We start from the raw sequence: 21,392 nt of genomic DNA on the forward strand, positions 1-21,392 counted from the left end.
CTCAGACTAGGGCCTCGTGTCCGATCAGGTCGGCTCTGCGGCCCACGCCGAGCTTCCGGTACACCCTGGTCAGGTGCTGTTCGACCGTGCTCACGGTGATGTGCAGGCGTTTCGCGATCGCTCGGTTGGTGTGGCCGGCGGCGGCGAGGGTCGCGACTCGCCACTCCGAGTAGGTCAACTCCTTCGTCATGCCCTGATCACGTTGTAGAAGCTTCAACGGTTCACGTGTGGCCGACATTCGCCACGGGGGAATTCCCGCCGCGGGGCGGGCGTTCAGCGCACGGACAGGTGGGCGATCAGCAGGCTGCTCAGCAGCTCCGACGCCTCGTCCGGGATCCAGTGCGACACGTCCTCCACCATCTGGAAGTGGTAGGGCCCGCTCACCCAGTTCTCCGTGTCGAACGCCGCAGCCGAACCGAACGCGGGGTCCTCCGTGCTCCAGATGTACATCGTCGGCACGGTCACCTTCTCGACCCGGCTGCCCGCGCGGCTCGCCCGGTACCAGTTGAGCGCCGCCGTCATCGCGTCCGGCTCCGACAGCCGCCGCACGTACTCGTCGACCTTGCTCGGCGACACCTTCCACTCGAACAGCCTGCGCAGGGCCTCGCCGTCGTTGTCGAGCATCCGCTTCTCGGTGTTCGAGTTCCGCCACTCGGTCATGTACGCCGACCGCGCGTGCTGGTCCTCGTCCGTGCGGATCGCGTTCGCCAGCGCCGCCGGGTGGGGCGTCGACACGGCCGTCAGCGACCGCAGCCGGTCCGGGTGGTCGGCGGCGGTGTGCCACGCGACCGCGGCGCCCCAGTCGTGGCCGACGAGGTCGAACACCGGCCACGCCAGCTCGTCCGCGACGGCCAGCACGTCGCCCACGAGTTCGCCGGTGCCGTACTGGGCCACGGTCGTCGGCCGCACGCCGGGGGAGTAGCCGCGCTGGTCGGGCGCGACCGCCCGGTAGCCCTGCGCGCCGAGCACCTCCACCTGGTGGTCCCAGCACGACGCGCCCTGCGGGAACCCGTGCAGCAGCAGGACGGGACGGCCGTCCTCGGGACCCGCGCCGATGGCGTCGAAGGTGCCCGCGGGGGTGGGGATGCTCAGGTGTTCGACCACGGCCGGACTTTAACGCGTGGCTCCCGCGCCCGCGCTCAGACGGGCGCGGCGACGGTCGCCAGGGCGCTCGCCAGCCGTTCGAGGTGCGGCGGCGGCGATTCGAGCAGCGGCAGGCGCACCGACGCGTGCGGGATGATCCCGAGCGCGGCCAGCGCGGCCTTGGCCATGATCGCCCCCTGGGACGTCCTCATGACGGCGTCCACCAGCGGGATCAGCGACCGCTGGAGGGCCCTCGCCGAGTCGAGGTCGCCGCCGCGGACCGCGCGGATCAGCTCGGCGTTGCGGTCGGCGACGACGTTGCCCACGACGCTGACCACCCCCGTCGCGCCGCACGCGAGGTAGGCGAGGTTCAGCTCGTCGATGCCGCAGTAGTAGGCCAGGGGCGTGCGGGCCATGACGGACACCGCCTCGAACAGGTCGCCCTTGGCGTCCTTGACCGCCCGGATCCGGGGGTGGTCCGCGAGGTCGACCAGCGTGGCCTCCTCCATCGCGGTGCCGGTGCGCGCCGGGATGTCGTAGAGCATCACCGGCAGGTCGGTGGCGTCGGCGACGGTCGTGCAGTGCGCCACCACCCCGGCCTGGGTCGGCCGGGAGTAGTACGGGCAGACGAGCAGCAGCGCGTCGGCCCCGGCGGCCTCGGCTGCGCGGGCCCGGTCGGCGCTGGCGGCCGTGTCGTAGGTGCCGACCCCGGCGATCACCCGAGCCCGGCCGTGCGACCGGTCCGCCACGGCGCGCACGAGCCGGGCGGCCTCCGCGTCGGTCAGGGTGGGCGACTCCCCGGTGGTCCCGCCGACGACGATCCCGTCGCAGCCGGTGGCCAGCAGGTGGTCCACGAGCGCGGCGAGCCCCGGCTCGCAGAGCGCGCCGTCGGGGGTCATCGGGGTCACCATGGCGACGACGTTCGAGCCGAAGAGCTGATCGGTCATGGCTCCGATGCTGCCCGCGCCCCACTGCTGCGGTCCAGCGATGGTTTTTTGCCGGTACCGCGTAGCGTTGCTTCATGGTTGACGTCGGCGCGTTGCGCGCGTTGCGGTCGGTGGCCGAGCTGGGAACGCTGTCGCGGGCCGCCGACGAGCTGGGGTTCACGGCCTCCGCGGTGTCCCAGCAGATCAAGAGGCTGGAACGGCAGGTCGGTGTGCCCGTGCTCGCGCCCGCGGGCCGCGGGGTCGTGCTGACCCCGGCGGGCCAGGCCGTCGTCGACTCGGCGTCGGAGGTGTTCCAGGCCCTCGAACGCTGCGTCGAGGCGGCCAGGTCCGCCTCCGAGGGCACACCGAGCGGCGTGCTCCGGGTGGCCGCCTTCTCGACCGCGGTCCGCGGGCTGCTCGCACCCGCCATCCCCCGGCTGTCCGCGCGCCACCCCGACCTGCGCGTCCACGTCGTCGAGCGCGACCCCGACCAGGCCCTCCACGCCGTCGAGTCCGGCGCGGCCGACCTCGCCCTCGTCCACGACGCCGACGGGCTGCCGCCGTCCCCGCCGCCCTCGGTGGTCCAGCGCCACCTGCACACCGACGTCGGCGACCTCGTCGTGCACCGGGAGCACCCGCTCGCACTCGTCGACGAGCCGCTCGACCGCGCCGACCTCGCGGGCCACGCCTGGGTCACCAGCCCGCCCGGTTCGGTGTGCCACCAGTGGTTCCGCCGCCTGATCGCCGACGTGCCGGGGGAGCACGACGTGCGCCACCTGGTCGACGACTTCGCCACCCAGCTCTCCCTGGTCGCCTCGGGTGAGGTGGTCGCCCTGATCCCGCGCCTGGCCCGCCCGCCGCTGGGCGAGGAGCTGGTCTCCCGGAGGCTGCGGCGGCGCCCGGAACGGGCGGTGACCGCGGCCTGGCGGCGCAGCGCCGACGCCAGTCCGGCCGTCCGCGCGGTGCTCGCCGAACTGCGTCCCCCGACCGGACCGCCCGACGGCGTGAAGTCCCTGTGATCTGGATCGCACTGCCCAACCGCGGGGTGGGGCCGTCACGAACATGACGGCATGGAGCCCCAAGTCGACGTGCTCGCGGCCTCGGCCGACGTGCGCGCCGTGGCACTCGTGCTGCACGGTGGACGGTCGCGCGGCCACGGCCGGGTGACCCGCTACCAGCTCGCCGTCCTGCGGATGCTGCCGTTCGGCCGAGCCCTGCACGCCGCGGGCCGCCGCCGCGGCCTGGAGGTGCGGATGCTCCGCTACCGCGTGCGCGGCTGGAACGCCCCCGACCTCGACCCCGTGCGCGACGCCCGGTGGGCGCTGGCCGAGGTCGAGCGCGAGCACCCCGGCGTCCCCGTCGTGCTCGTCGGCCACTCCATGGGCGGGCGCACCGCGCTGCGCGTCGCCGACCACCCCGCGGTGGTGGCCGTGTGCGCGCTGGCCCCGTGGATCGAACCCGGTGAACCGTTCCGGCAGCTCGCGGGCCGGTCGCTGCTCATCGCCCACGGCGACCGCGAGCGGATGACCGACCCCGCCGCGTCCTACCGGTACGCCGTGCTGGCGAAGACGGTCGCCGACCGGGTCGCCAGGTTCTCCGTGCAGGGCGACGGCCACGCGATGCTCAAGCGCGCCCGCGACTGGACCCGGCTCGTCGTGGACTTCGTCCTGGGCGAGCTGGGGTTCGAACCGAGGGCGCCCCACATCGCGAACGCCATGCGGGAACGCGCGCCGGACGGCTTGGACGTCCCGCTCAAGACAGCACACTGACGAGAGGACACACCCGTGGCACAGGAATCCGGGCGTCGACGGGTCGCCGTGATCGGCAGCGGCGTGTCCGGCCTGACCGCGGCCTACCTGCTCCAGCGGCAGCACGACGTGCTGCTGTTCGAGTCGGACGACCGGCTCGGCGGCCACGCGCACACCCACGAGCTGACCACTCCGGACGGCGGCACCGCCCTGGTGGACAGCGGGTTCATCGTGCACAACGAGCGCACGTACCCGAACCTGCTGCGCCTGTTCCGCGAGCTCGGCGTGTCCACCCAGGACTCCGAGATGTCGATGAGCGTGCGCTGCGACGGCTGCGGCCTGGAGTACGCGGGCGCCCGCAAGCTGCCCGGCCTGTTCGCCCAGCCGCGCAACCTGGCCAAGCCCGCCTACCTGCGGATGCTCGCCGAGGTCACCCGCTTCCACCGGCACGCCCGCAGGCTCCTGGACTCCCCGGAGGCCGAGGACGTCACGCTCGGCGCGTTCCTCGCCATCGGCGGCTACTCGCGCTACTTCGTCGACCACTTCGTGGTGCCGGTCGTGTCCGCCGTCTGGTCCTCCGGCCCCGGCCTGAGCACCCGCTACCCGGCGCGCTACCTGTTCGAGTTCCTCGCCAACCACGGGATGCTCGCCATCGGCGGCACGCCGAAGTGGCGCACCGTCGTCGGCGGCTCGCGCAGCTACGTCGAACGCGCCGCCAAGGGCCTGACCGCCGTGCACGTGTCCACCCCGGTCCGCTCGGTCGTGCGCACGGCCGACGGCGTCGAGCTGCGCGACGACGCGGACCAGCGGCACCGGGTCGACAAGGTCGTCGTGGCCACCCACCCCGACCAGGCGCTGCGGCTGCTCGGCGACGCGACCGGCGAGGAGGAGGCCGTGCTCGGCGCGTTCTCCTACTCCCGCAACGAGACCTGGCTGCACAACGACCCGAGCGTGCTGCCGAGGACCAGCGGCGCCCAGGCGTCGTGGAACCTGCTCAAGACCTCCTGCCACCAGCAGGAGGGGCCCGTCGTCGTCAGCTACCACATGAACCGCCTGATGCGGCTGGTCGAACCGCTCGACTACGTCGTCACGCTCAACGCCACCGACCGGGTGGACGAGCGCACCGTGCTGGCCAAGATGGTCTACGAGCACCCGCTGTACACGCCGGAATCGGTCGCCGCGCAACGCCGACTGCCCTCCCTCAACACCGACGTCACCGCGTTCGCGGGCGCCTACCACGGCTGGGGCTTCCACGAGGACGGCTGCGCGTCGGGCGTCAGAGCCGCCGAGAGCCTCGGGGTGCGTTGGTGACGGCTCTCTACGAGGCGCGGGTCAGCCACACCCGGCGCGAGCGGATCGACCGCGCGTTCAGCCACAGCGTCTACCTGTGGCTGGTCGACCTCGACCGGCTGCCCCGGCTCCCGTGGTGGCTCCGGCCGTTCGCCCGGTTCGAGGCGCGTGACCACTTCGGACCGCACGCGGACGCGAGGACCGGCACGATCCGCGAGAACCTGGACCGGTGGCTGGCCGACCGCGGCGTCGACCTCGCGGGTGGACGGGTGCTCATGCTCGCCAACGCCCGCCTGCTCGGCCACGTGTTCAACCCGCTGTCCGTCTACTGGTGCCACCGCCCCGACGGCGCGCTGGCGTGCGTCGTCGCGGAGGTCCACAACACCTACGGCGAACGGCACCCCTACCTGCTGGAGACCGACGGCGCGGGCCGCGCCGAGGTCGACAAGGCGTTCTACGTGTCGCCGTTCCTCGACATGGGGGGCCGCTACCTCATGCGGCTGCCCGAACCGGGCGAGGAGCTGTCCGTGACCATCGCGCTGCGGCAGAACGGGAGGACCCCGTTCACCGCGGGCCTGCACGGCGTCCGCAGGACGGTCTCCCCGGCGAACCTCGTCCGCCTGCTCGTGCGCAGGCCGCTGATGACCCTCCGCGTGTCCACCCTCATCCGGATCCACGGCGTCACGCTGTGGCTGCGCCGCCTGCCCATCACCCCCAGGAGTGACCGATGAGCACCATCGACGTGTCGGTGCCCCGCCCGAACCAGGGTGTGTGGCCGGGGCTGACCACCCCGCCCCGCTCGCCGTTCAAGGCGAAGGTCGCCGAGGCGCTGTTCCGCCGAGCGGTCGCGTCGCTGCCCGTCCGCGTCGTGCTGCCCGACGGCGTCCGCCTCGGCGCGGGCGGCCCGGACACGCCGGTCATGCGCATCCACCGGCCCACCGCGTTCTTCCACCGCCTCGGCGCCGACGCCAAGATCGGCTTCGGCGAGGCGTACATGGTCGGCGACTGGAGCTCGACGGCCCTCGCGGACCTGCTCAGCGCGTTCGCCGCGAAGCTCTCCACGCTGATCCACCCCAGGCTCCAGCTCATGCGCCGCTGGGTCGAGCTGCGCCACCCCGACTCCGAGACCAACTCCGTCGAGGGCGCGCGGGACAACATCCACCGCCACTACGACCTGTCCAACGACCTGTTCGCGACGTTCCTGGACGAGACGATGAGCTACTCGTCCGCCCTGTTCGACCCGGACGGCGACCACGACCTGGTCGCCGGGCAGCTCCGCAAGATCGACGGCGTGCTCGACTACGCGGGGGTCCGCGAGGGCAGCCGCGTGCTGGAGATCGGCACCGGCTGGGGCGCGCTGGCCGTGCGGGCCGCGCAGCGCGGTGCCACCGTGACGTCGCTGACGATCTCCGCCGAGCAGCGCAAGCTCGCCCAGCGGCGGGTCGCCGACGCGGGCCTGTCCGACCGCGTCGACATCCACCTGCGCGACTACCGCGAGGAGCGCGGGGAGTACGACGCCGTGGTCAGCGTCGAGATGATCGAGGCCGTCGGCGTCGAGTACTGGCCGACCTACTTCGGCGTCCTCGACCGGGTGCTCGTGCCCGGTGGGCGGGTCGGCCTCCAGGCCATCACGATGCCGCACGACCGGATGCTGGCCAGCGCGCAGAGCTACACGTGGATCCACAAGTACGTGTTCCCCGGTGGTCTGATCCCGTCCGTCCAGGCGATCGACAAGACCGTCCGCGAGCACACCGGCCTGCGGCAGGAGGCGTCGCGCGCCTTCGGCGCCGACTACGCCGAGACCCTGCGGCAGTGGCGCGAGACCTTCCTGACCAGGTGGGACGACATCAACGGGTTCGGCTTCGACGAGACGTTCAAGCGGATGTGGGAGTTCTACCTCGCCTACTCGGAGGCGGGTTTCCGGGTCGGCTACCTCGACGTGCGGCAGTTCGGGTACGTGAAAGCCTGACGCGTTGCTCCGTTCGGTCGACGTGCGCCCCCGACCGGGTGCCCCCCAGGCCTTTCGGCCCATCTTCGTGGTCAGCTTGAAGAAGGCGGTATCAGCGGCACGACTGGGGACTCCTTCTCCTGTGAGCCGGGCAACGCCGGGACGCTGTGATCGAGGAGGTCGCCGGATGGTCCATCCATCGTCTGTGCGCGCCGGTGTCGGGTTCGGCATCGGTTCGGACGGCGACGAACGCCCGGTCGGTCGGCCCCACGTCCGGTTGATCACGGGGTCCGCCGCCCCCGTCGTGAGCACCCAGTGGCTCGTCGAGGCTGAACTGGTCGACATCGTCGACCAGGCCCTCGCGGGCAACCGCCGCGCCGTCGAGCAGCTGCTGGCACGCATCCAGCCGCTCGTGCTGCGCTACTGCCGCGCCCGCGTCGGCAGCCGTGAACGCACGCTCGTCTCGGCCGAGGACATCGCGCAGGAGGTCTGCCTGGCCGTCGTCTCCGCGCTGTCCAAGTACCGCTACGAGCCCGGTTCGTTCCTCGCGTTCGTCTACGGCATCGCCGCCCACAAGGTCGCCGACGCCCGCCGCCGCGCCGTCCGCAGCCGCTCCGAGGTGGTCCCGGAACTCCCGGACTGCCCCACCCTCGAAGCAGGCCCCGAGCAGCGAGCCGTGAACGGCGAGACGCTGGAGACCGTCGTGCAGCTGCTGCACCGCCTCCCGGACCGCCAGCGCGAGATCCTCGTGCTCCGCGTCGCCGTCGGCCTCACCGCCGAGGAGACCGCCACCGCCGTCGGCTCCACCGCGGGCGCCGTGCGGGTGGCGCAGCACCGCGCCCTGGCACGTTTGCGCGAGATGTTGGCGTCGATGGACGGCTGAGCCCCCGTCGGCCGGCATCGTAGGGGGATGACGACCGCCGAACCGCCCGCCTTCGACGTGCTGTTGTCGGGCACGGTGTTCCTGGACATCATCTTCACCGGCCTGCCCCGCCCGCCCGCCGCGGGCACCGAGGTCTGGGCCGAGGGCCTGGGCTCGTGCCCCGGCGGCATAGCCAACCTCGCGGTGGCCCTGAGCCGCCTGCAACTGCGGACGGCGCTGGCCGCCGCCTTCGGCGAGGACGTCTACGGCGACTTCTGCTGGGAAACCCTCTCGGAGCAGGAGGGCGTCGACCTGACCTACTGCCGCCGCTTCTACGGCTGGCACTCGCCGGTCACGGTGTCGATGGCCATGGAGAACGACCGCAGCATGGTCACCCACGGCCACCGCCCACCGATCTCGGCCGACAAGCTCCTGGAGACCCCGCCCCCGACGCGCGCCGCCTTCGTCCACATCCAACCGGAGGAGGAGCAGTGGGTCGCCCGCGCCAAGGCGCAGGGCGCGCTCCTGTTCGCCGACATCGGCTGGGACCGCACCGAGGTATGGGCACCGTCACTGCTCACCCGCCTGGACGGCTACGACTACTTCCTCCCGAACGACAAGGAAGCGACCCACTACACCCGCAAGGACACGGCGGAGGACGCAGCGGTCGCCCTGTCCGAACACGTTCCGGTGGTGGTGGTCACGAGAGGAGGAGGGGGCGCTTTCGCCTACGACGCCTCAACAGGTGAAAAAGCGGACGTACCGGGCCTCAACGTGGCCCCGCTGGACTCCACCGGAGCAGGGGACGTCTTCGGCGCGGGCTTCGTGCTGGGCACCCTGGCGGGCTGGCCACTGGAACACCGCGTCAGGTTCGCGAACCTCTGCGCGGCCCTCTCGGTGCAGCACTTCGGCGGATCCCTCTCCGCACCGGGCTGGGGAGACATAGCAGCCTGGTGGCGCACGGTGGGAAAGCGGGAAGAAGGCGACGTGAAGGCCTACGGCTTCCTGGCGGACCTGCTGCCGGGCCACGCGAACGCCGAGGTCAGAAGAGCGACGGCGACGATAAAGCTCCAGGGACCGCACTGAAGCGCGAAAACCGGTCCCTGGAGGAGTCGACCCGACCGGCCGCGGAACGCGGCCGGTTCGACTCGCGGTCGTGAGCCTCCACTTCGAGGATCGGACAGGCTTCCGCCCCGATCACGGGCTCGCAGGAGGAGCCCCTGGTCACATCGGCCGCACCACGCCGGAACCGGCGAGCACCTCCGAACCGGCGGCCATCCCAGCCGATCACCGGGGGAGCCGCGGCCGCTCCCGCTCCCGTCCCGCGATTCGAACCCGCCACGATCGGGTACTAGCAGCAGGGGCCCGCATCACCGACCACCCGCCCTCACAGGCGCCACAACCCACCAGGAGTACGTTCACCACATCGTCGGTGTGATCGCGCAGAATTTGCCGTTCGTCAAGCAACCTGCACGCGGTCCCGTGCGACTTATAAGGACAAGGGGATCTCCGCCAGTTCGGAAGGGGTTGCGGGTTTCGTGTTCGCGCGTGCGACGGGGCTGGTCAAGTTGGTGGGGTTGTGCCTTGCGGCGGGCGTGCTGCTCGCGGCGGTCATGTTCCCCGTCGTCGGCGGGTTGGGACTTGCGTCCAACCGCGCCGCGGACACGGTCGACCAGACTTCGGGTGAGCTGGCCAAGGGGGAGTTGCCCCTGGTCACCACGGTCCAGGACATGAACGGCGCACCCATCGCGTACCTGTACGACCAGTACCGGATCCCGGTGCAGTACGAGCAGATCGCGGACACGATGAAGGCCGCGATCATCGCGATCGAGGACAAGCGGTTCTTCCTCCACAAGGGAGTCGACTGGCAGGGCATCGCCCGTGCGGCGGCCAAGGCCGGTGCCGACGGCGAGGTGTCGCAGGGCGCGTCGACGCTGACGCAGCAGTACGTGAAGAACTACCTGGCGTTCGTGCTGGGCGGCGGCTCCAACGAGGCGTACGAGAAGGCCACCGAGGCGACCGCGGGGCGCAAGCTCCGCGAGGCGCGCGTGGCGCTCCAGCTGGAGCAGGTGATGACCAAGGAGGAGATCCTCACCGCCTACCTGAACATCGTGCCGTTCGGCAACGGCACGTACGGCGTGGGCGCGGCCGCCAAGGCGTACTTCGGCACGACCCCGGACAAGCTGACCGTGCCGCAGGCCGCGATGCTGGCCGGTCTGGTCAACCAGCCCAGCGTGCTCAACCCCGGCAGGGGTCCGGAGGCGGCGATCAAGCGCCGCAACACGGTGATCGACCGGATGCGCGACAACGAGGCGTTCGGCGCGGACAAGGCCGTCGCCGAGGCGAAGGCGACCGAGTACAAGGCCGCCGAGCCGGGTGTGGTCGCCGACCTCCAGCTCCTGCCCAACGGCTGCGTCGGCGCCGGTGACGGTCCGGTGTACGGCTTCTTCTGCCAGTACCTGCTGGACTACCTCCAGAAGTCCGGGATGAAGAAGGACGACCTGTTCCGCGGCGGGTACACGATCAAGACCACGATGGACCCGGTCGCCACGGTCGCCGCCAAGCAGGCGGCCGAGGGCCAGGTGCCCAAGACGACGGAGGGCGTCGCGAACGCCATGGCGGTCGTCCAACCCGGCTCGGACAAGCACCGCGTGCGCGCGCTGGCCGCGAACCGCGACTTCGGCAACAACGCCGAGGCCGGGCAGAGCGCCTACTCGCTCCCGGCGGAGGTGACGCGCTTCGGCGCGGGCTCCATCTACAAGGTGTTCACGGCCGCCGCGGCGCTGGAGAAGAAGGTCACCGGCATCGACCGGGAGATCGACGTCCCGAACGTCTACACGTCGAGGGTCTACCAGAACGGGGGCAAGCCCTACACCGTTCGCAACTACTCGAACGGCACCGACACGAAGATGACGCTGACCAAGGCGCTGGCGACCTCGCCCAACACCGGCTTCATCATCCTGGAGGAGAAGGCGGGCCTGGACAACGTCGTGGACATGGCCTACCGGCTCGGGCTGCGCGAGACGATGCAGGGGGTCAACGAGGCGGGCGACCCGCTGAAGGCCGACGGCTCGAACGGCCCGTCCCAGGGGGACCAGTTCAAGCAGAACAACAGCGGGTCGTTCACCCTCGGTCCGGGCGCGACCAGCGTCCTGGAGCTGTCGAACGTCGCCGCGACCATCGTCAGCCACGGCGTGTGGTGCCCGCCGACGCCGGTCGAGCAGATCCTGGACCGCGACGGCAACCCGGTGAAGCTCAACGAGCCCGCCTGCGAGCAGACCGTCGCCCCGGAGCTGGCGGACTCGCTGGCGCAGGGCATGAGCCACGACACGCTGCCCGGCGGCACGGCGGCGGGCGCGTCGCAGGGCTTCAACCGGCCGATGATCGGCAAGACCGGCACGACCGAGAACTACTGGTCGGTCGCCTTCATGGGCGCGACCCCGCAGTACGCGGGCGCGGTCATGACGTTCACCGACGGCGTGGCCCCGCAGGTCATCTGCGACGCCCGCTCCCCGAGGCTGTGCGGCAACAACGGCCGGACCGGCCTCACCGGTGGCGAGGTCGCCGCTCCGACCTGGTTCAACGCGATGAAGGTGATCCACGAGGGCAAGCCCGCCGACCCGCTGCCCCCGGCCGCGCCGCAGTACAAGTAGTCACCTGACGTAGCCGTTCACCGACCGCCCCGCCTGCCCTGTGCTAGCGGGGCGGTCCTCGTTCGGGTGTCTTGCACGATCAAGCTGATGACCAGCGGTGATGCTTCTGCCCGGCTATTGGTCTAGGAATCGGTCAACGGTCAAGTCCTGCGCCCGGTAACGGCGAAATTCGAGACTCGACCGTCTATTGTCACTCTGTGTAGTGAGAAGTGGGTTATCTCACCAATATGCGCACTTCGCAGCGCGAGACTTGCCCATGTTCGTCACCTCGGGTTACGTTCCCTGCCGCTTGTCACGGTTCGATAACTAGCAGGACACGGCGTCGTCCCCGAAACGACACCGACTGGATCCCCCGCCAGCCGTCCTGGTCGAACTCCCCGAGGCAGAAAGGCACACTCTTGGCCAGGCACAGCACTGCGCGCGGCCGAAGCGTGTTCACGGCACCCCCGAAGGCCGAAGGCCGCCGTGGAGCGCATCGCGTGGAGATCACCAAACCCACCCTCGGCGGACGCGCCGCCGCCGCCGTCGTCGTGGCCGGCGCTCTCGCCACCACCGCGGGCGTCGCGAACGGCTGGGGCTCGGTCGAGCAGCCCGGCGCCGAACTGGCGGCCAAGCTGGCCGCGGGCAGCTTGGCCCCGCAACCCGCTCCGACGCGGGGCGTGCAGACCGTGCACGTCATCCAGCCCGGCCTCGAGGCCGCGAAGCTCATGCGGGCCCAGCAGATGAACGCGGGCCAGCACGTGGACGAGGCCATCAGGTTCGCCCAGGACGGCTACACCGCGCGCCAGGCCGAGCTGAAGCGTCAGGCCGACGAGCAGGCCGTGGCCCAGGCGGCCGAAGAGGCCAGGATCGCCGCGGAGGAGGCCGCCAAGCGGCCGACGGTCGTGAAGCCCGCCGAGGGCAGCTACACCTCCGGCTACGGCGCCCGCTGGGGCACCACGCACTACGGCGTCGACATCGCCAACGCCATCGGCACCCCCATCGTGTCCGCGATGGACGGCGTCGTCGTCGAAGCCGGTCCCGCCAGCGGCTTCGGCCTCTGGGTCCGGGTGCAGCACGCCGACGGCACCACCACCGTCTACGGGCACGTCAACGAGATCATCGCGGCCCAGGGTGCCCAGGTGAAGGCGGGCGACCTCATCGCCACCATCGGCAACCGCGGCCAGTCCACCGGCCCGCACCTGCACTTCGAGGTCTGGCTGAACGGCGGCCAGAAGGTCGACCCCAGCTCCTGGCTGGCCGAGCGCGGCATCGCGCTGTAGGGCACCGCGAACGGCGGGCCCCCGAGTCCAGCGCCCCGAACGCGCGACTCCTCACCGGGGTATCCCGCACCGGTCCGCCTGAAACCCCCGAGTCGAACGACGGGGAAGCGTGGAACATACCGACTGGTCGGTACCCGAGGTAGGGTATCGGCCAGTCGCGTGTTCTGAGGAGGCGCTCGTGGGTCGTTGGGGAATCACGCTGCCGTTGACCGGTGTCCCGGTGCTGGAGCACCGGGCGCTGGTCTCCGAGCTGGCGGAGCTGGGGTACACCGACGTGTGGTCCGCCGAGACCACCGGAACCGACGCGTTCACGCCGCTGGCGCTCGCGGCGCAGTGGTCGGACTCGATCCGGCTCGGCACGGCGATCACACCGGTCTACACGCGCGGTCCCGGACTGCTGGCCATGAGCGCCGCGACGGCCGCCGAGGTGTCGGGCGGGCGGTTCGTGCTCGGCATCGGGTCGTCCTCGCCCGCCATCGTGAACCGGTGGAACGCCGCCGAGTTCACCGAGCCCTTCAAGCGCACCCGCGACACCCTGCGCTTCCTCAAGGCCGCGCTCGCGGGCGAGAAGGTCGACGAGCGGTACGACACCTTCACCGTGCGCGGCTTCAAGCTGGAGCGCGCGCCGGAGCGGAAGGTGCCGATCATGCTCGCGGCACTGCGGCCGACCATGCTGCGGCTCGCCGCCAAGGAGGCCGACGGGGCCATCACGAACTGGCTGGGCGCCGGTGACGTGGCGACGGTGCGGGCCGAGCTGGGCGACGCCGAGCTGGCGGCGCGCATCTTCGTGTGCCCGACCGAGGACGTCGACTCCGCACGGGCCCTGGGACGGCTGCTGATCAGCAGCTACCTGACCGTGCCCGCGTACGCGGCGTTCCACGACTGGCTGGGGCGCGGCGAGGCGCTGGCGCCGATGCACGAGGCCTGGGCCGCGGGGGACCGCAAGGCGGCCAACAGGCTCGTGCCCGACGCCGTCGTGGACGACCTGGTCGTGCACGGCAGCGTGGAGCAGTGCCGCGCGAAGGTGGCGGAGTACGCGGCGAACGGCGTGGACACGCCGATCATCGCGCTGCTGCCGACCGGCGCCGACCAGTTCGACCTCGTGCGCGCGCTCGCGCCGGGAGCCTGACGACGTGGCGCGCCGGGCGGGCGTCGGCGAGCTGAGCCGGACGGAGAACCGGATCATGGCCGCCGCCGTGCGGCTGTTCGCCGCCAAGGGCTTCGACGCCACGACCGTCCAGGAGGTCGTGGAGGCCGCCGAGGTCACCAAGGGCGCGCTGTACCACTACTTCGGGTCGAAGGACGACCTGCTCTACGAGATCTACCGGTCGCTGATCGGCAGGCAGATGGCGGAGCTGGACCGGATCGTGGCGCTTGACCTCGATCCGGCCACCACCGTCCGCGAGATCGTCGTGAGCCTGGTCGAGACGACGGCGTCGAGCGTCGACGAGGCCGCCGTGTTCATGCGCGAGATGCACCGGCTGGACGCCGACCTGATGGCGTCGTTCCGCGCCGAGCGCAGGCGCTACCACGAGACGTTCCGCGCGGTGGTCGAGCAGGCGCAGGTCAGCGGCCGGTTCAGCCGGGTCGTGCCCGCCGAGACGGCGGTGCTGATCGCGCTCGGCGTCATCAACCAGCTGCCCACCTGGTACCGCCCCGACGGGCCCAAGTCGCCTGCCCGGCTGGGCGGGGAGATCGCGGACTTCGTGCTCGCCGCGCTCCGCGCCACCGGCGGGCGACCGTTGGGCTTTACGGGTGAACACCCGTAGCGGAGAACGCCGAACATCAATTCTCCCCACCCGGCTGCCGATACCGTCCTCGGCGACCGCACGTCCGGAATCGGGGGATTCCGGCGTCTGCGCCGCGTTCCGGCGGATGACCAGGTGTGAGGGGTGTGGGGGACGTGTCCGAACCCGCTGGACGGTGGAGTCCGCGCAAGAAGATCGGTTACATCGCCTTCGCTGTCGGGATGGTCGTGGTGATCACCTCGGCGTCCGCGTACATGGTGACGGCGGTGGACCGGCGGTGGACCCCCGGCTCGATCGCGCTCACGGCGGTCAGCGGGATCATGGTGGTGGTCTCCGGCATCTGCATCAACGTCCTGCCCAGGGCGATCGGCACGATCTGGCGCAGCCCGGAGCGGCTGCCGCGGCTCGGTGACCTGCGGTGGCTGATCAGGCTGCTGAGGAAGCCCCTGCGCGTGGTGCTCGTCCTCGCCACGGTGGCCGTGATCGTCGCGGGCGGCATCGCCGCGATGCCGCCGCCGACCGGCCTGGAACGGGGTGAGATCGTCGTGATGACCGCGTTCGGGGAGGGCGTGACCGACCCCAGGAACGTGCTCTTCCGCCAGTGGAGCCAGTCGCACCCGGACAACCCCGTGCGGGTCGTCGCCGTTCCGGGGGAACCGGACGAGCAGAACGAGCGGATGGTGAACGACGCCGAGCCCGGTGGGAAGCACGAGGCCGACGTGTACGTCCTCGACCTCGTCTGGATGCCGCAGTTCGTCGACAGCGGGTACATCCGGGAACTGGACGGGACGAGCCTCTCCGAGTCCGACGACGAGGGCGACTTCATCCCCGGCGCCCTCGGGACCTGCAAGCGCGGCGGCAAGCTGTGGGCCCTGCCGTTCAACACCGACGCGGGCCTGGTGTTCTACCGCGACGACATCCCCGGCGTCACCGCGCCGAAGGAGTGGGACGACTACTTCGGCCAGACCGCCAAGGCCTCGGCGGTCACCGCGAAGGCGGGCGGGCACGGGATCAAGGCGGCGAACGCGGCGCAGCTCGCCGACGAGGAGGTCCTCACCATCACGGCGCTGGAGGCCATCTGGGCGGCGGGCGGCAAGATGGTGACCGACAGCGGTGACCTGACGCTGAACACGGACGAGAACGAGGTCTACCTCAGTGCTGAGGACCTCAAGGGCATCGAGAACCTCGCCATCGCCGCGAAGGACACCGACCTCGTGCTCACCGAGAACGACACCGCCGCGAAGTCGGCCGAGAACGGGGCGATCGACTCGTTCCAGGCCGGGGCGACGCTGTTCATGCGGAACTGGCCGGTCGCGTCGGACACCCTGCGCGACGACGTCCGCTACGGGGTGACCGCCTGGCGGACGCCGAGCGTGCTCGGCGGGCAGAACCTCGCGATCTCCGCCAAGTCGGGCCCGGAGGGCAAGCCCCGCGCCGCACGGGCGCTGATCGACTTCCTCACCAGCCGGTCGAGCCAGCTCATCCTGTCCGAGATGGGCTCGCTGGCGCCGACCCGGCAGTCGACCTTCCGCGACGGCAAGCGGGCCGACGCCCAGGAGCTCCAGACGGCGGTGAACCTGGCGTGGCAGCGACCGAGGACACCCCACTACACGCACTTCAGCAGGGTGTTCCGCACCGGCATCGCCCGCGCGCTCAACAACGGCGGGAAGGTGGAGCCGAGCTTCGGGCGAGACCTGTACGAGGCCTGGCACGGCCGCTGATCAGTCCCAGGTCAGGCAGAACGTGTGCCCGGCGGGGTCGGTGAACACCTGGAAGCCCTCGCCGCTCGCGTCCAGCCGACGCCCGCCCAGCTCGGTGATCCTCCGGGTGGCCTCGTCCAGTTCGTCGCGCGGTATCCGCAGGTCCAGGTGGAACTGCTGCGACCCCTTCGGGTCGGGGAAGGTCGGCGGTTCGTGCTCCGGGGAGAGCTGGAACGCGAACCGCCGACCCTCGCCGTCGACCACGACGGCCCAGTCGTGGTCGTTGTCGGTGACCTTCCCGCCGAGCAGCTCGGCGTAGAAGGCGGCGAGGGCGCGGGGGTCCCGGGTGTCGACGACGACAGACCTCAGTTGTCCGATCATGCGGCGCGTGTACCCCGGATCAGGCCTCGGCATGCTCCCGCAGCGCGACGAGCGCCTTGTCGGCGTGGGAGTTCATGCCGAACTCGGACTTGACCACCTCGATCACGCGGCTGTCGGTGCCGATCACGAACGTGTGCCGCTTCACCGGCAGCGGCCCGAAGCGGCGCTTCACGCCGAACACCTCCGCGACCTCGCCGTCCACGTCGGACAGCAGCGGGTAGTCGAACGAGTGGGCGTCGGAGAACTGCTTCTGCCTGCTGACGGAGTCGGTGCTGATGCCGACCCGCCGCGCCCCGACCTCCGCGAACTCCGCGGCCAGGTCGCGGAAGTGGCAGCTCTCGACGGTGCAGCCGCCCGACAGCGCGGCCGGGTAGAAGAACAGCACGACCGGCCCGTCCTCCAGCAGGGCCGACAGCGTGCGCGAGGCGCCGTGCTGGTCGGGGAGCGTGAAGTCGGGGACGAGATCGCCGGTCTTCATCTGGTGGTGTCCTTCCGCGTACGACTGGTGTCGTGGGGTGTTCGGCGGAGGCCCACCGTACGGTTCTCAGTAGGCTCGTGATCAGGGAGGTGGACGTGACCAGCATGTCCGACGTGGCACGCGCCGCAGGTGTGTCCGCCGCGACGGTGTCCCGCGCGCTGCGGGGCGAGCCCGGCGTGTCCGAGGCGACGCGGCGGTACGTCACCGAGGTGGCGAAGCGGATGCGGTACGCCATCGCCAGGGACGCCTCCAGCCTCGCGGGCGGGCGCAGGTACGCCATAGCGGTGCTGACCGGCGACGTCGGCCGCGGCGACCTGCTGGCGGGCGCCGAGGGCGCGCTGCGGCAGGCCGGGTTCGACGTGCTGCTCTACGTGCTGGGCGACGACGACGCGCGGACCGGGTTCTTCGAGGACGTGCCGCTGGGCCGCAGGGTCGACGGCGTGCTCGCCCTGTCGATCACCCTGGCCGAGCACGAGGCCGCGGCGCTGGCCGAGCTGGGCGTGCCGGTGCTGACCGTGGACGACGGCGACCTGCGCAGCGCGCTGCGGCTCGCGGTGGGCCACCTGATCGACCTCGGCCACCGCGACATCGCGCTGGTGCTGGCCGTCGGCGTGGACGAGTCCTACGACGAGGTGCTGGTCGCGCTGGGCCTGGAGATCCGTCCCGAGTGGACGCTGTGGTCCTCGCCGACCGTCGTCGGCGGCGAGCAGGTCGCGGACGCGCTGCTGGACGGCGACCGGCTGCCCACAGCGGTGGTCAGCGCGAGCGGTGAGGTGGCGCTGGGCGTGTTCATGCGGCTGCGCCGCGACGGCCGCCGGATCCCCGAGGACCTCTCGCTGGTCAGCCTGGACGGGCAGGACCTCACCCGCGCGGTCGGCATCACCGCCGTCGAGGGCGCCCTGCGCGAGGAGGGTGAGCAGGCCGTGGCGGAGCTGCTCGGCAGCATCCGCGGGAATGGGGAATCATCGGTGCACGAACTGTCGTGGCAGTTGGCGGTCAGGGAGTCGACCGGCAGGGCATGACGCACGGTCACGGAGCACACCACCACCCGTCCGGCCTGACACGACGCACTGAATTAGCTGCGCCCTTCGGGTGACCAGGTCGTGCCGCCCTGGCTTCCGCGGCGCCCTTGAGAGAAAGCTGATCGCGTGGACGACGAGTTGGCCGCACTGGCCGAGGCGCACGGCGTGGCCACCCGTTACGAGGACGCAGGGCAGCGCTGGGTCGACGTCGATCCCCCGGTCGTCGTAGCGGTGCTCGCCCAGTTGGACGTGGACGCCTCGACGCCGGAGGCCGTGCGCGCCGCGCTGGCGGCCGTCACCGCCGCCCCGGACACCCTCCCCGCCACGATCGTCGTCCGCGAGGGTCGCGTGCTCGACCTCGGCCACCCGGCGACCGCGGTGCTGGAGGACGGCACCGAGGTCGAGCTGCCCGCCGAGCTGCCGCTGGGCTACCACCGGGTAGGCACGTCGACGGTGATCGTCACGCCCGCGCGGCTGCCCACCGTGCCCAGGGCGTGGGGCTGGATGGTGCAGCTCTACGCGTGCCGGTCCGAGGAGTCGTGGGGGATGGGCGACTACACCGACCTCGCCACGATCGCCCGCCGCTCCAGCGTGGAGCTGGACGCCGGGGTGCTGCTGGTCAACCCGGTGCAGGCGATCAGCCCGACGCACCCGGTGGAGCGCTCCCCGTACTCGCCCGCCAGCCGCCGCTACCAGAACCCGATCTACCTGCGGGTCACCGCGACCGCCGCCTACTCGAACGCCGACCAGGCCACCCGCGAGGCCGTCGCCGCGCTGCGCCCGGACAACCGCACCGAGCTGATCGACTACGACGCCGTGTGGAGCGCGAAGTCGGCCGCGCTGGAGCTGCTGTGGCCGCACCACCGGGACCGGGTCGACCTCGACGCCGACCCCGCGCTGCGCGACTTCGCCACGTTCTGCGCGCTCGCCGAGCGCCACGGCCCGGACTGGCGGACCTGGCCGGAGGCGCTGCGCGACCCCGCGACGGCGCTGGCCGACCCGGAGCGGGTGGCCTTCCACGCCTGGCTCCAGCAGCTGTGCCGAGCCCAGCTCGACGACGTGCGGCTGGCGGCGCACGAGTCCGGCATGGCCGTCGGCGTCATCCACGACCTGCCGGTCGGCGTGCACCCCGGCGGCGCGGACACGTGGGCGCAGCGCGACACGTTCGCGCCGAACGTCACCGTGGGCGCCCCACCGGACGCGTTCAACCAGCAGGGCCAGAACTGGGGCCTCCCGCCGTGGCGGCCGGACCGGCTCGCCGCGCTGGGCTACGCGCCGTTCCGCGAGATGCTGCGCAGCGTCCTGCGCCACGCGGACGGCATCCGGGTCGACCACGTCGCCGGGCTCTGGCGGCTGTGGTGGATCCCGCCGGGCGAGTCGCCCGGCCGCGGCACCTACGTGCGCTACGACGCCGAGGCGATGCTCGGCGTGCTGGCGCTGGAGGCGCACCGGGCAGGCGCGGTCGTCGTGGGCGAGGACCTGGGCACGGTCGAGGACGAGGTGACCGAGACGCTGCACGAGCGGGGCATGCTCAGCTCCGCCGTGCTGTGGTTCCAGCGCGACTACGACGAGCCGGGCCACCCGCTCGTGCCGCCGGAGAAGTGGACGTCGTCGGCGATGGCGAGCATCTCGACGCACGACCTGCCGACGGTCGCCGGGTTCCTGGCCGCCGAGCACGTCCGCGTCCGCGCCGAACTCGGGTTGTTTGACGGGCCGGTCGACGGGGAATACAGCGCTGCCGAGCTGGAACGCCACCAGCTCGTCGAGCTGATGACCCAGGAGGGTGTGCCCACGGATGACCTCGTCGCCGCGTTCCACACCCTTCTCGCGAAGGCGCCCTCGGTGCTGGTGCTGACCTCGCCGCAGGACGCCCTCGGGGAGGTGCGCCAGCCGAACCTGCCGGGAACGGTCGACCAGTACCCCAACTGGCGGATCCCGCTGCCCGTGACGCTGGAGGAGCTCTTCGCCGACGAACACGTGCGCGCCGTCGTCGCCGCGCTGGCGGGAGGGCAGGGCTGATGAGCCGAAACAAGCGTGTTACCGCGGGTCACCGACCTGCGGAGTATCGTCAAGACGTCACCCGAGGAGCAATTCCGCCCAATGGTTGGAGGTGGCATTCCCCAGTGAACACCGAGGTTGCGTCCCGAACGGGAACCCTGCCCGGAAGTCTGATCACCGCCGTGCACCCCACGGAGGCCCTGGAGATCGCGGTCGAGCAGGTGCTGGCCGCCGTCCGGCCCGCGGTGCTGACCGATCCGGTGTCCGGTGCGCTGCGGGCCGAGGAGTCGCTGCGCAGCGCGCTGCGCGGCACCGAACACGGCACCGACGGCGCCCTGGAGCAGGCCATGGCCTGCGCGGAGGCGGCGTGCGAACACCTCCGCTACTGCGAACTCCAGGAGGCACGACTCCTCCTGGTAGCCGCGCGAGGCCAACTGGTCCGCGCGAACGCCCAGCGGTCCTGAGCGGACTCGGGTAGACGACACCACCAAGACCGCCACGCTCCCCGGCCCTCCCCGTCGACCTCCGTCGACCGGGTGGACCGGGTTGCCTGCTGAGGAGACCTAGTTGCGGCCCTGGCCAGGAACCCCCTACCCACTCGGCGCCACCTACGACGGCGTCGGCACCAACTTCGCACTCTTCTCGGAGGTCGCCGACGAAGTCGAGCTGTGCCTCTTCGACGAGGAGGGCGGGGAGACCCGCGTCAGGCTCCCGGAGGTCGACGGCTTCGTCCACCACGGCTACCTGATCGGCGTCGGCCCCGGCCAGCACTACGGCTACCGGGTGCACGGCCGGTACGAGCCGGAGCACGGACCGCGCTGCAACCCGAACAAGCTGCTCATCGACCCCTACGCCAAGGCGATCTCCGACGGCGTCGAGTGGCACGAGTCGCTGTTCGGCTACCCGTTCGGCGAGCCGGACCAGCGCAACGACCAGGACTCGGCGCCGTACGTGCCGAAGTCCGTCGTGGTGAACCCGTTCTTCGACTGGTCCAACGACCGCGCCCCGAGGACGCCGTACAACGAGACGGTGATCTACGAGGCCCACGTGCGCGGCCTGACGATGAACCACCCGGACATCCCGCACCGCCTCCGCGGCACCTACGCGGGCATCGCGCACCCCGTGGTCATCGACCACCTCACCAAGCTGGGTGTGACGGCGATCGAGCTGATGCCGGTGCACCAGTTCATCACCGACCACGGGTTGGCGGAGAAGGGGCTGCGGAACTACTGGGGTTACAACACGATCGGGTTCTTCGCGCCGCACGACCTGTACGCGGCGATGCCGGACCAG

The 21,392-nt window shown here is 71.5% G+C and carries 20 protein-coding genes and 1 pseudogene; 16 read left to right on the top strand and 5 right to left on the bottom strand.

Annotated features, from left to right (window positions below; translation table 11 throughout):
• Position 1: 1 nt before the first annotated feature.
• From VFZ92_RS26610 to dapA, 3 genes are all read right to left on the bottom strand, one after another.
• Positions 2–190 (bottom strand): helix-turn-helix domain-containing protein, encoded by a 189-nt coding sequence (locus VFZ92_RS26610; RefSeq protein WP_414720024.1) that lies wholly within the window; start codon positions 188–190, stop codon positions 2–4.
• Positions 191–273: 83 nt separating this feature from the next.
• The gene (locus VFZ92_RS26615; protein ID WP_330878769.1) at positions 274–1,104 is read right to left on the bottom strand and encodes an alpha/beta hydrolase; all 831 of its coding nucleotides are present in this window, start codon (positions 1,102–1,104) and stop codon (positions 274–276) included.
• Between the two features lie 35 nt (positions 1,105–1,139).
• Positions 1,140–2,030, bottom strand: a complete 891-nt coding sequence (gene dapA / locus VFZ92_RS26620; RefSeq protein WP_330878770.1) for a 4-hydroxy-tetrahydrodipicolinate synthase — start codon at positions 2,028–2,030, stop codon at positions 1,140–1,142.
• 74 nt (positions 2,031–2,104) lie between these two features.
• Here dapA and VFZ92_RS26625 point away from each other — a divergent pair, with 74 nt between their 5' ends.
• The 12 genes from VFZ92_RS26625 to VFZ92_RS26680 all read left to right on the top strand — a co-directional run bounded on the left by VFZ92_RS26625 (position 2,105) and on the right by VFZ92_RS26680 (position 16,241).
• Complete coding sequence (locus VFZ92_RS26625) at positions 2,105–3,028, top strand: LysR family transcriptional regulator (RefSeq protein ID WP_330878771.1); 924 nt, start codon at positions 2,105–2,107, stop codon at positions 3,026–3,028.
• Positions 3,029–3,079: 51 nt separating this feature from the next.
• A complete protein-coding gene (locus tag VFZ92_RS26630; protein ID WP_330878772.1) occupies positions 3,080–3,778 on the top strand; it encodes an alpha/beta hydrolase in 699 nt (232 codons plus the stop codon).
• Positions 3,779–3,793: 15 nt separating this feature from the next.
• A complete protein-coding gene (locus VFZ92_RS26635; protein WP_330878773.1) occupies positions 3,794–5,068 on the top strand; it encodes an NAD(P)/FAD-dependent oxidoreductase in 1,275 nt (424 codons plus the stop codon).
• Positions 5,062–5,778, top strand: coding sequence for a DUF1365 domain-containing protein (locus VFZ92_RS26640; RefSeq protein WP_330878774.1), 717 nt, complete (start codon positions 5,062–5,064; stop codon positions 5,776–5,778). Before VFZ92_RS26635 ends, VFZ92_RS26640 begins: the two co-directional genes overlap by 7 nt.
• Positions 5,775–7,016 (top strand): cyclopropane-fatty-acyl-phospholipid synthase family protein, encoded by a 1,242-nt coding sequence (locus tag VFZ92_RS26645; RefSeq protein ID WP_330878775.1) that lies wholly within the window; start codon positions 5,775–5,777, stop codon positions 7,014–7,016. Before VFZ92_RS26640 ends, VFZ92_RS26645 begins: the two co-directional genes overlap by 4 nt.
• A gap of 166 nt (positions 7,017–7,182) precedes the next feature.
• Positions 7,183–7,878, top strand: coding sequence for an RNA polymerase sigma factor ShbA (shbA, locus tag VFZ92_RS26650; RefSeq protein WP_330878776.1), 696 nt, complete (start codon positions 7,183–7,185; stop codon positions 7,876–7,878).
• Positions 7,879–7,905: 27 nt separating this feature from the next.
• The gene (locus tag VFZ92_RS26655; RefSeq protein WP_330878777.1) at positions 7,906–8,943 is read left to right on the top strand and encodes a carbohydrate kinase family protein; all 1,038 of its coding nucleotides are present in this window, start codon (positions 7,906–7,908) and stop codon (positions 8,941–8,943) included.
• Between the two features lie 452 nt (positions 8,944–9,395).
• Complete coding sequence (locus VFZ92_RS26660) at positions 9,396–11,510, top strand: transglycosylase domain-containing protein (protein WP_330878778.1); 2,115 nt, start codon at positions 9,396–9,398, stop codon at positions 11,508–11,510.
• Between the two features lie 479 nt (positions 11,511–11,989).
• Positions 11,990–12,772: a M23 family metallopeptidase gene (locus tag VFZ92_RS26665; protein WP_330878779.1), complete on the top strand. Its 783-nt coding sequence runs from the start codon at positions 11,990–11,992 to the stop codon at positions 12,770–12,772.
• Between the two features lie 178 nt (positions 12,773–12,950).
• A complete protein-coding gene (locus tag VFZ92_RS26670) occupies positions 12,951–13,901 on the top strand; it encodes an LLM class F420-dependent oxidoreductase (RefSeq protein ID WP_330878780.1) in 951 nt (316 codons plus the stop codon).
• 4 nt (positions 13,902–13,905) lie between these two features.
• Positions 13,906–14,541 (top strand): TetR/AcrR family transcriptional regulator, encoded by a 636-nt coding sequence (locus VFZ92_RS26675; RefSeq protein WP_330878781.1) that lies wholly within the window; start codon positions 13,906–13,908, stop codon positions 14,539–14,541.
• A gap of 200 nt (positions 14,542–14,741) precedes the next feature.
• Positions 14,742–16,241, top strand: coding sequence for an extracellular solute-binding protein (locus VFZ92_RS26680; protein ID WP_330878782.1), 1,500 nt, complete (start codon positions 14,742–14,744; stop codon positions 16,239–16,241).
• Here the strand turns inward: VFZ92_RS26680 and VFZ92_RS26685 are convergent, their stop codons facing one another.
• Both VFZ92_RS26685 and VFZ92_RS26690 read right to left on the bottom strand, forming a co-directional pair.
• Positions 16,242–16,601 carry a VOC family protein gene (locus tag VFZ92_RS26685; RefSeq protein WP_330878783.1) on the bottom strand — a complete coding sequence of 120 codons (360 nt, stop codon included), beginning with the start codon at positions 16,599–16,601 and terminating at the stop codon, positions 16,242–16,244.
• A 19-nt stretch (positions 16,602–16,620) separates the two neighbouring features.
• A complete protein-coding gene (locus tag VFZ92_RS26690) occupies positions 16,621–17,079 on the bottom strand; it encodes a peroxiredoxin (protein WP_330878784.1) in 459 nt (152 codons plus the stop codon).
• A 104-nt stretch (positions 17,080–17,183) separates the two neighbouring features.
• Between VFZ92_RS26690 and VFZ92_RS26695 the strand changes: the two genes are divergently transcribed.
• From VFZ92_RS26695 to VFZ92_RS26710, 4 genes and pseudogenes are all read left to right on the top strand, one after another.
• Positions 17,184–18,101, top strand: coding sequence for a LacI family DNA-binding transcriptional regulator (locus VFZ92_RS26695; protein WP_330878788.1), 918 nt, complete (start codon positions 17,184–17,186; stop codon positions 18,099–18,101).
• A 126-nt stretch (positions 18,102–18,227) separates the two neighbouring features.
• A complete protein-coding gene (gene malQ, locus VFZ92_RS26700) occupies positions 18,228–20,120 on the top strand; it encodes a 4-alpha-glucanotransferase (RefSeq protein WP_330878785.1) in 1,893 nt (630 codons plus the stop codon).
• A gap of 104 nt (positions 20,121–20,224) precedes the next feature.
• The gene (locus VFZ92_RS26705; protein WP_330878786.1) at positions 20,225–20,563 is read left to right on the top strand and encodes a hypothetical protein; all 339 of its coding nucleotides are present in this window, start codon (positions 20,225–20,227) and stop codon (positions 20,561–20,563) included.
• 103 nt (positions 20,564–20,666) lie between these two features.
• A pseudogene (locus VFZ92_RS26710) lies at positions 20,667–21,392 on the top strand (glycogen debranching enzyme); the annotation flags it as partial.

Source organism: Umezawaea sp. (genome assembly GCF_036375055.1).
In the GTDB taxonomy this organism is placed as follows: domain Bacteria; phylum Actinomycetota; class Actinomycetes; order Mycobacteriales; family Pseudonocardiaceae; genus Umezawaea.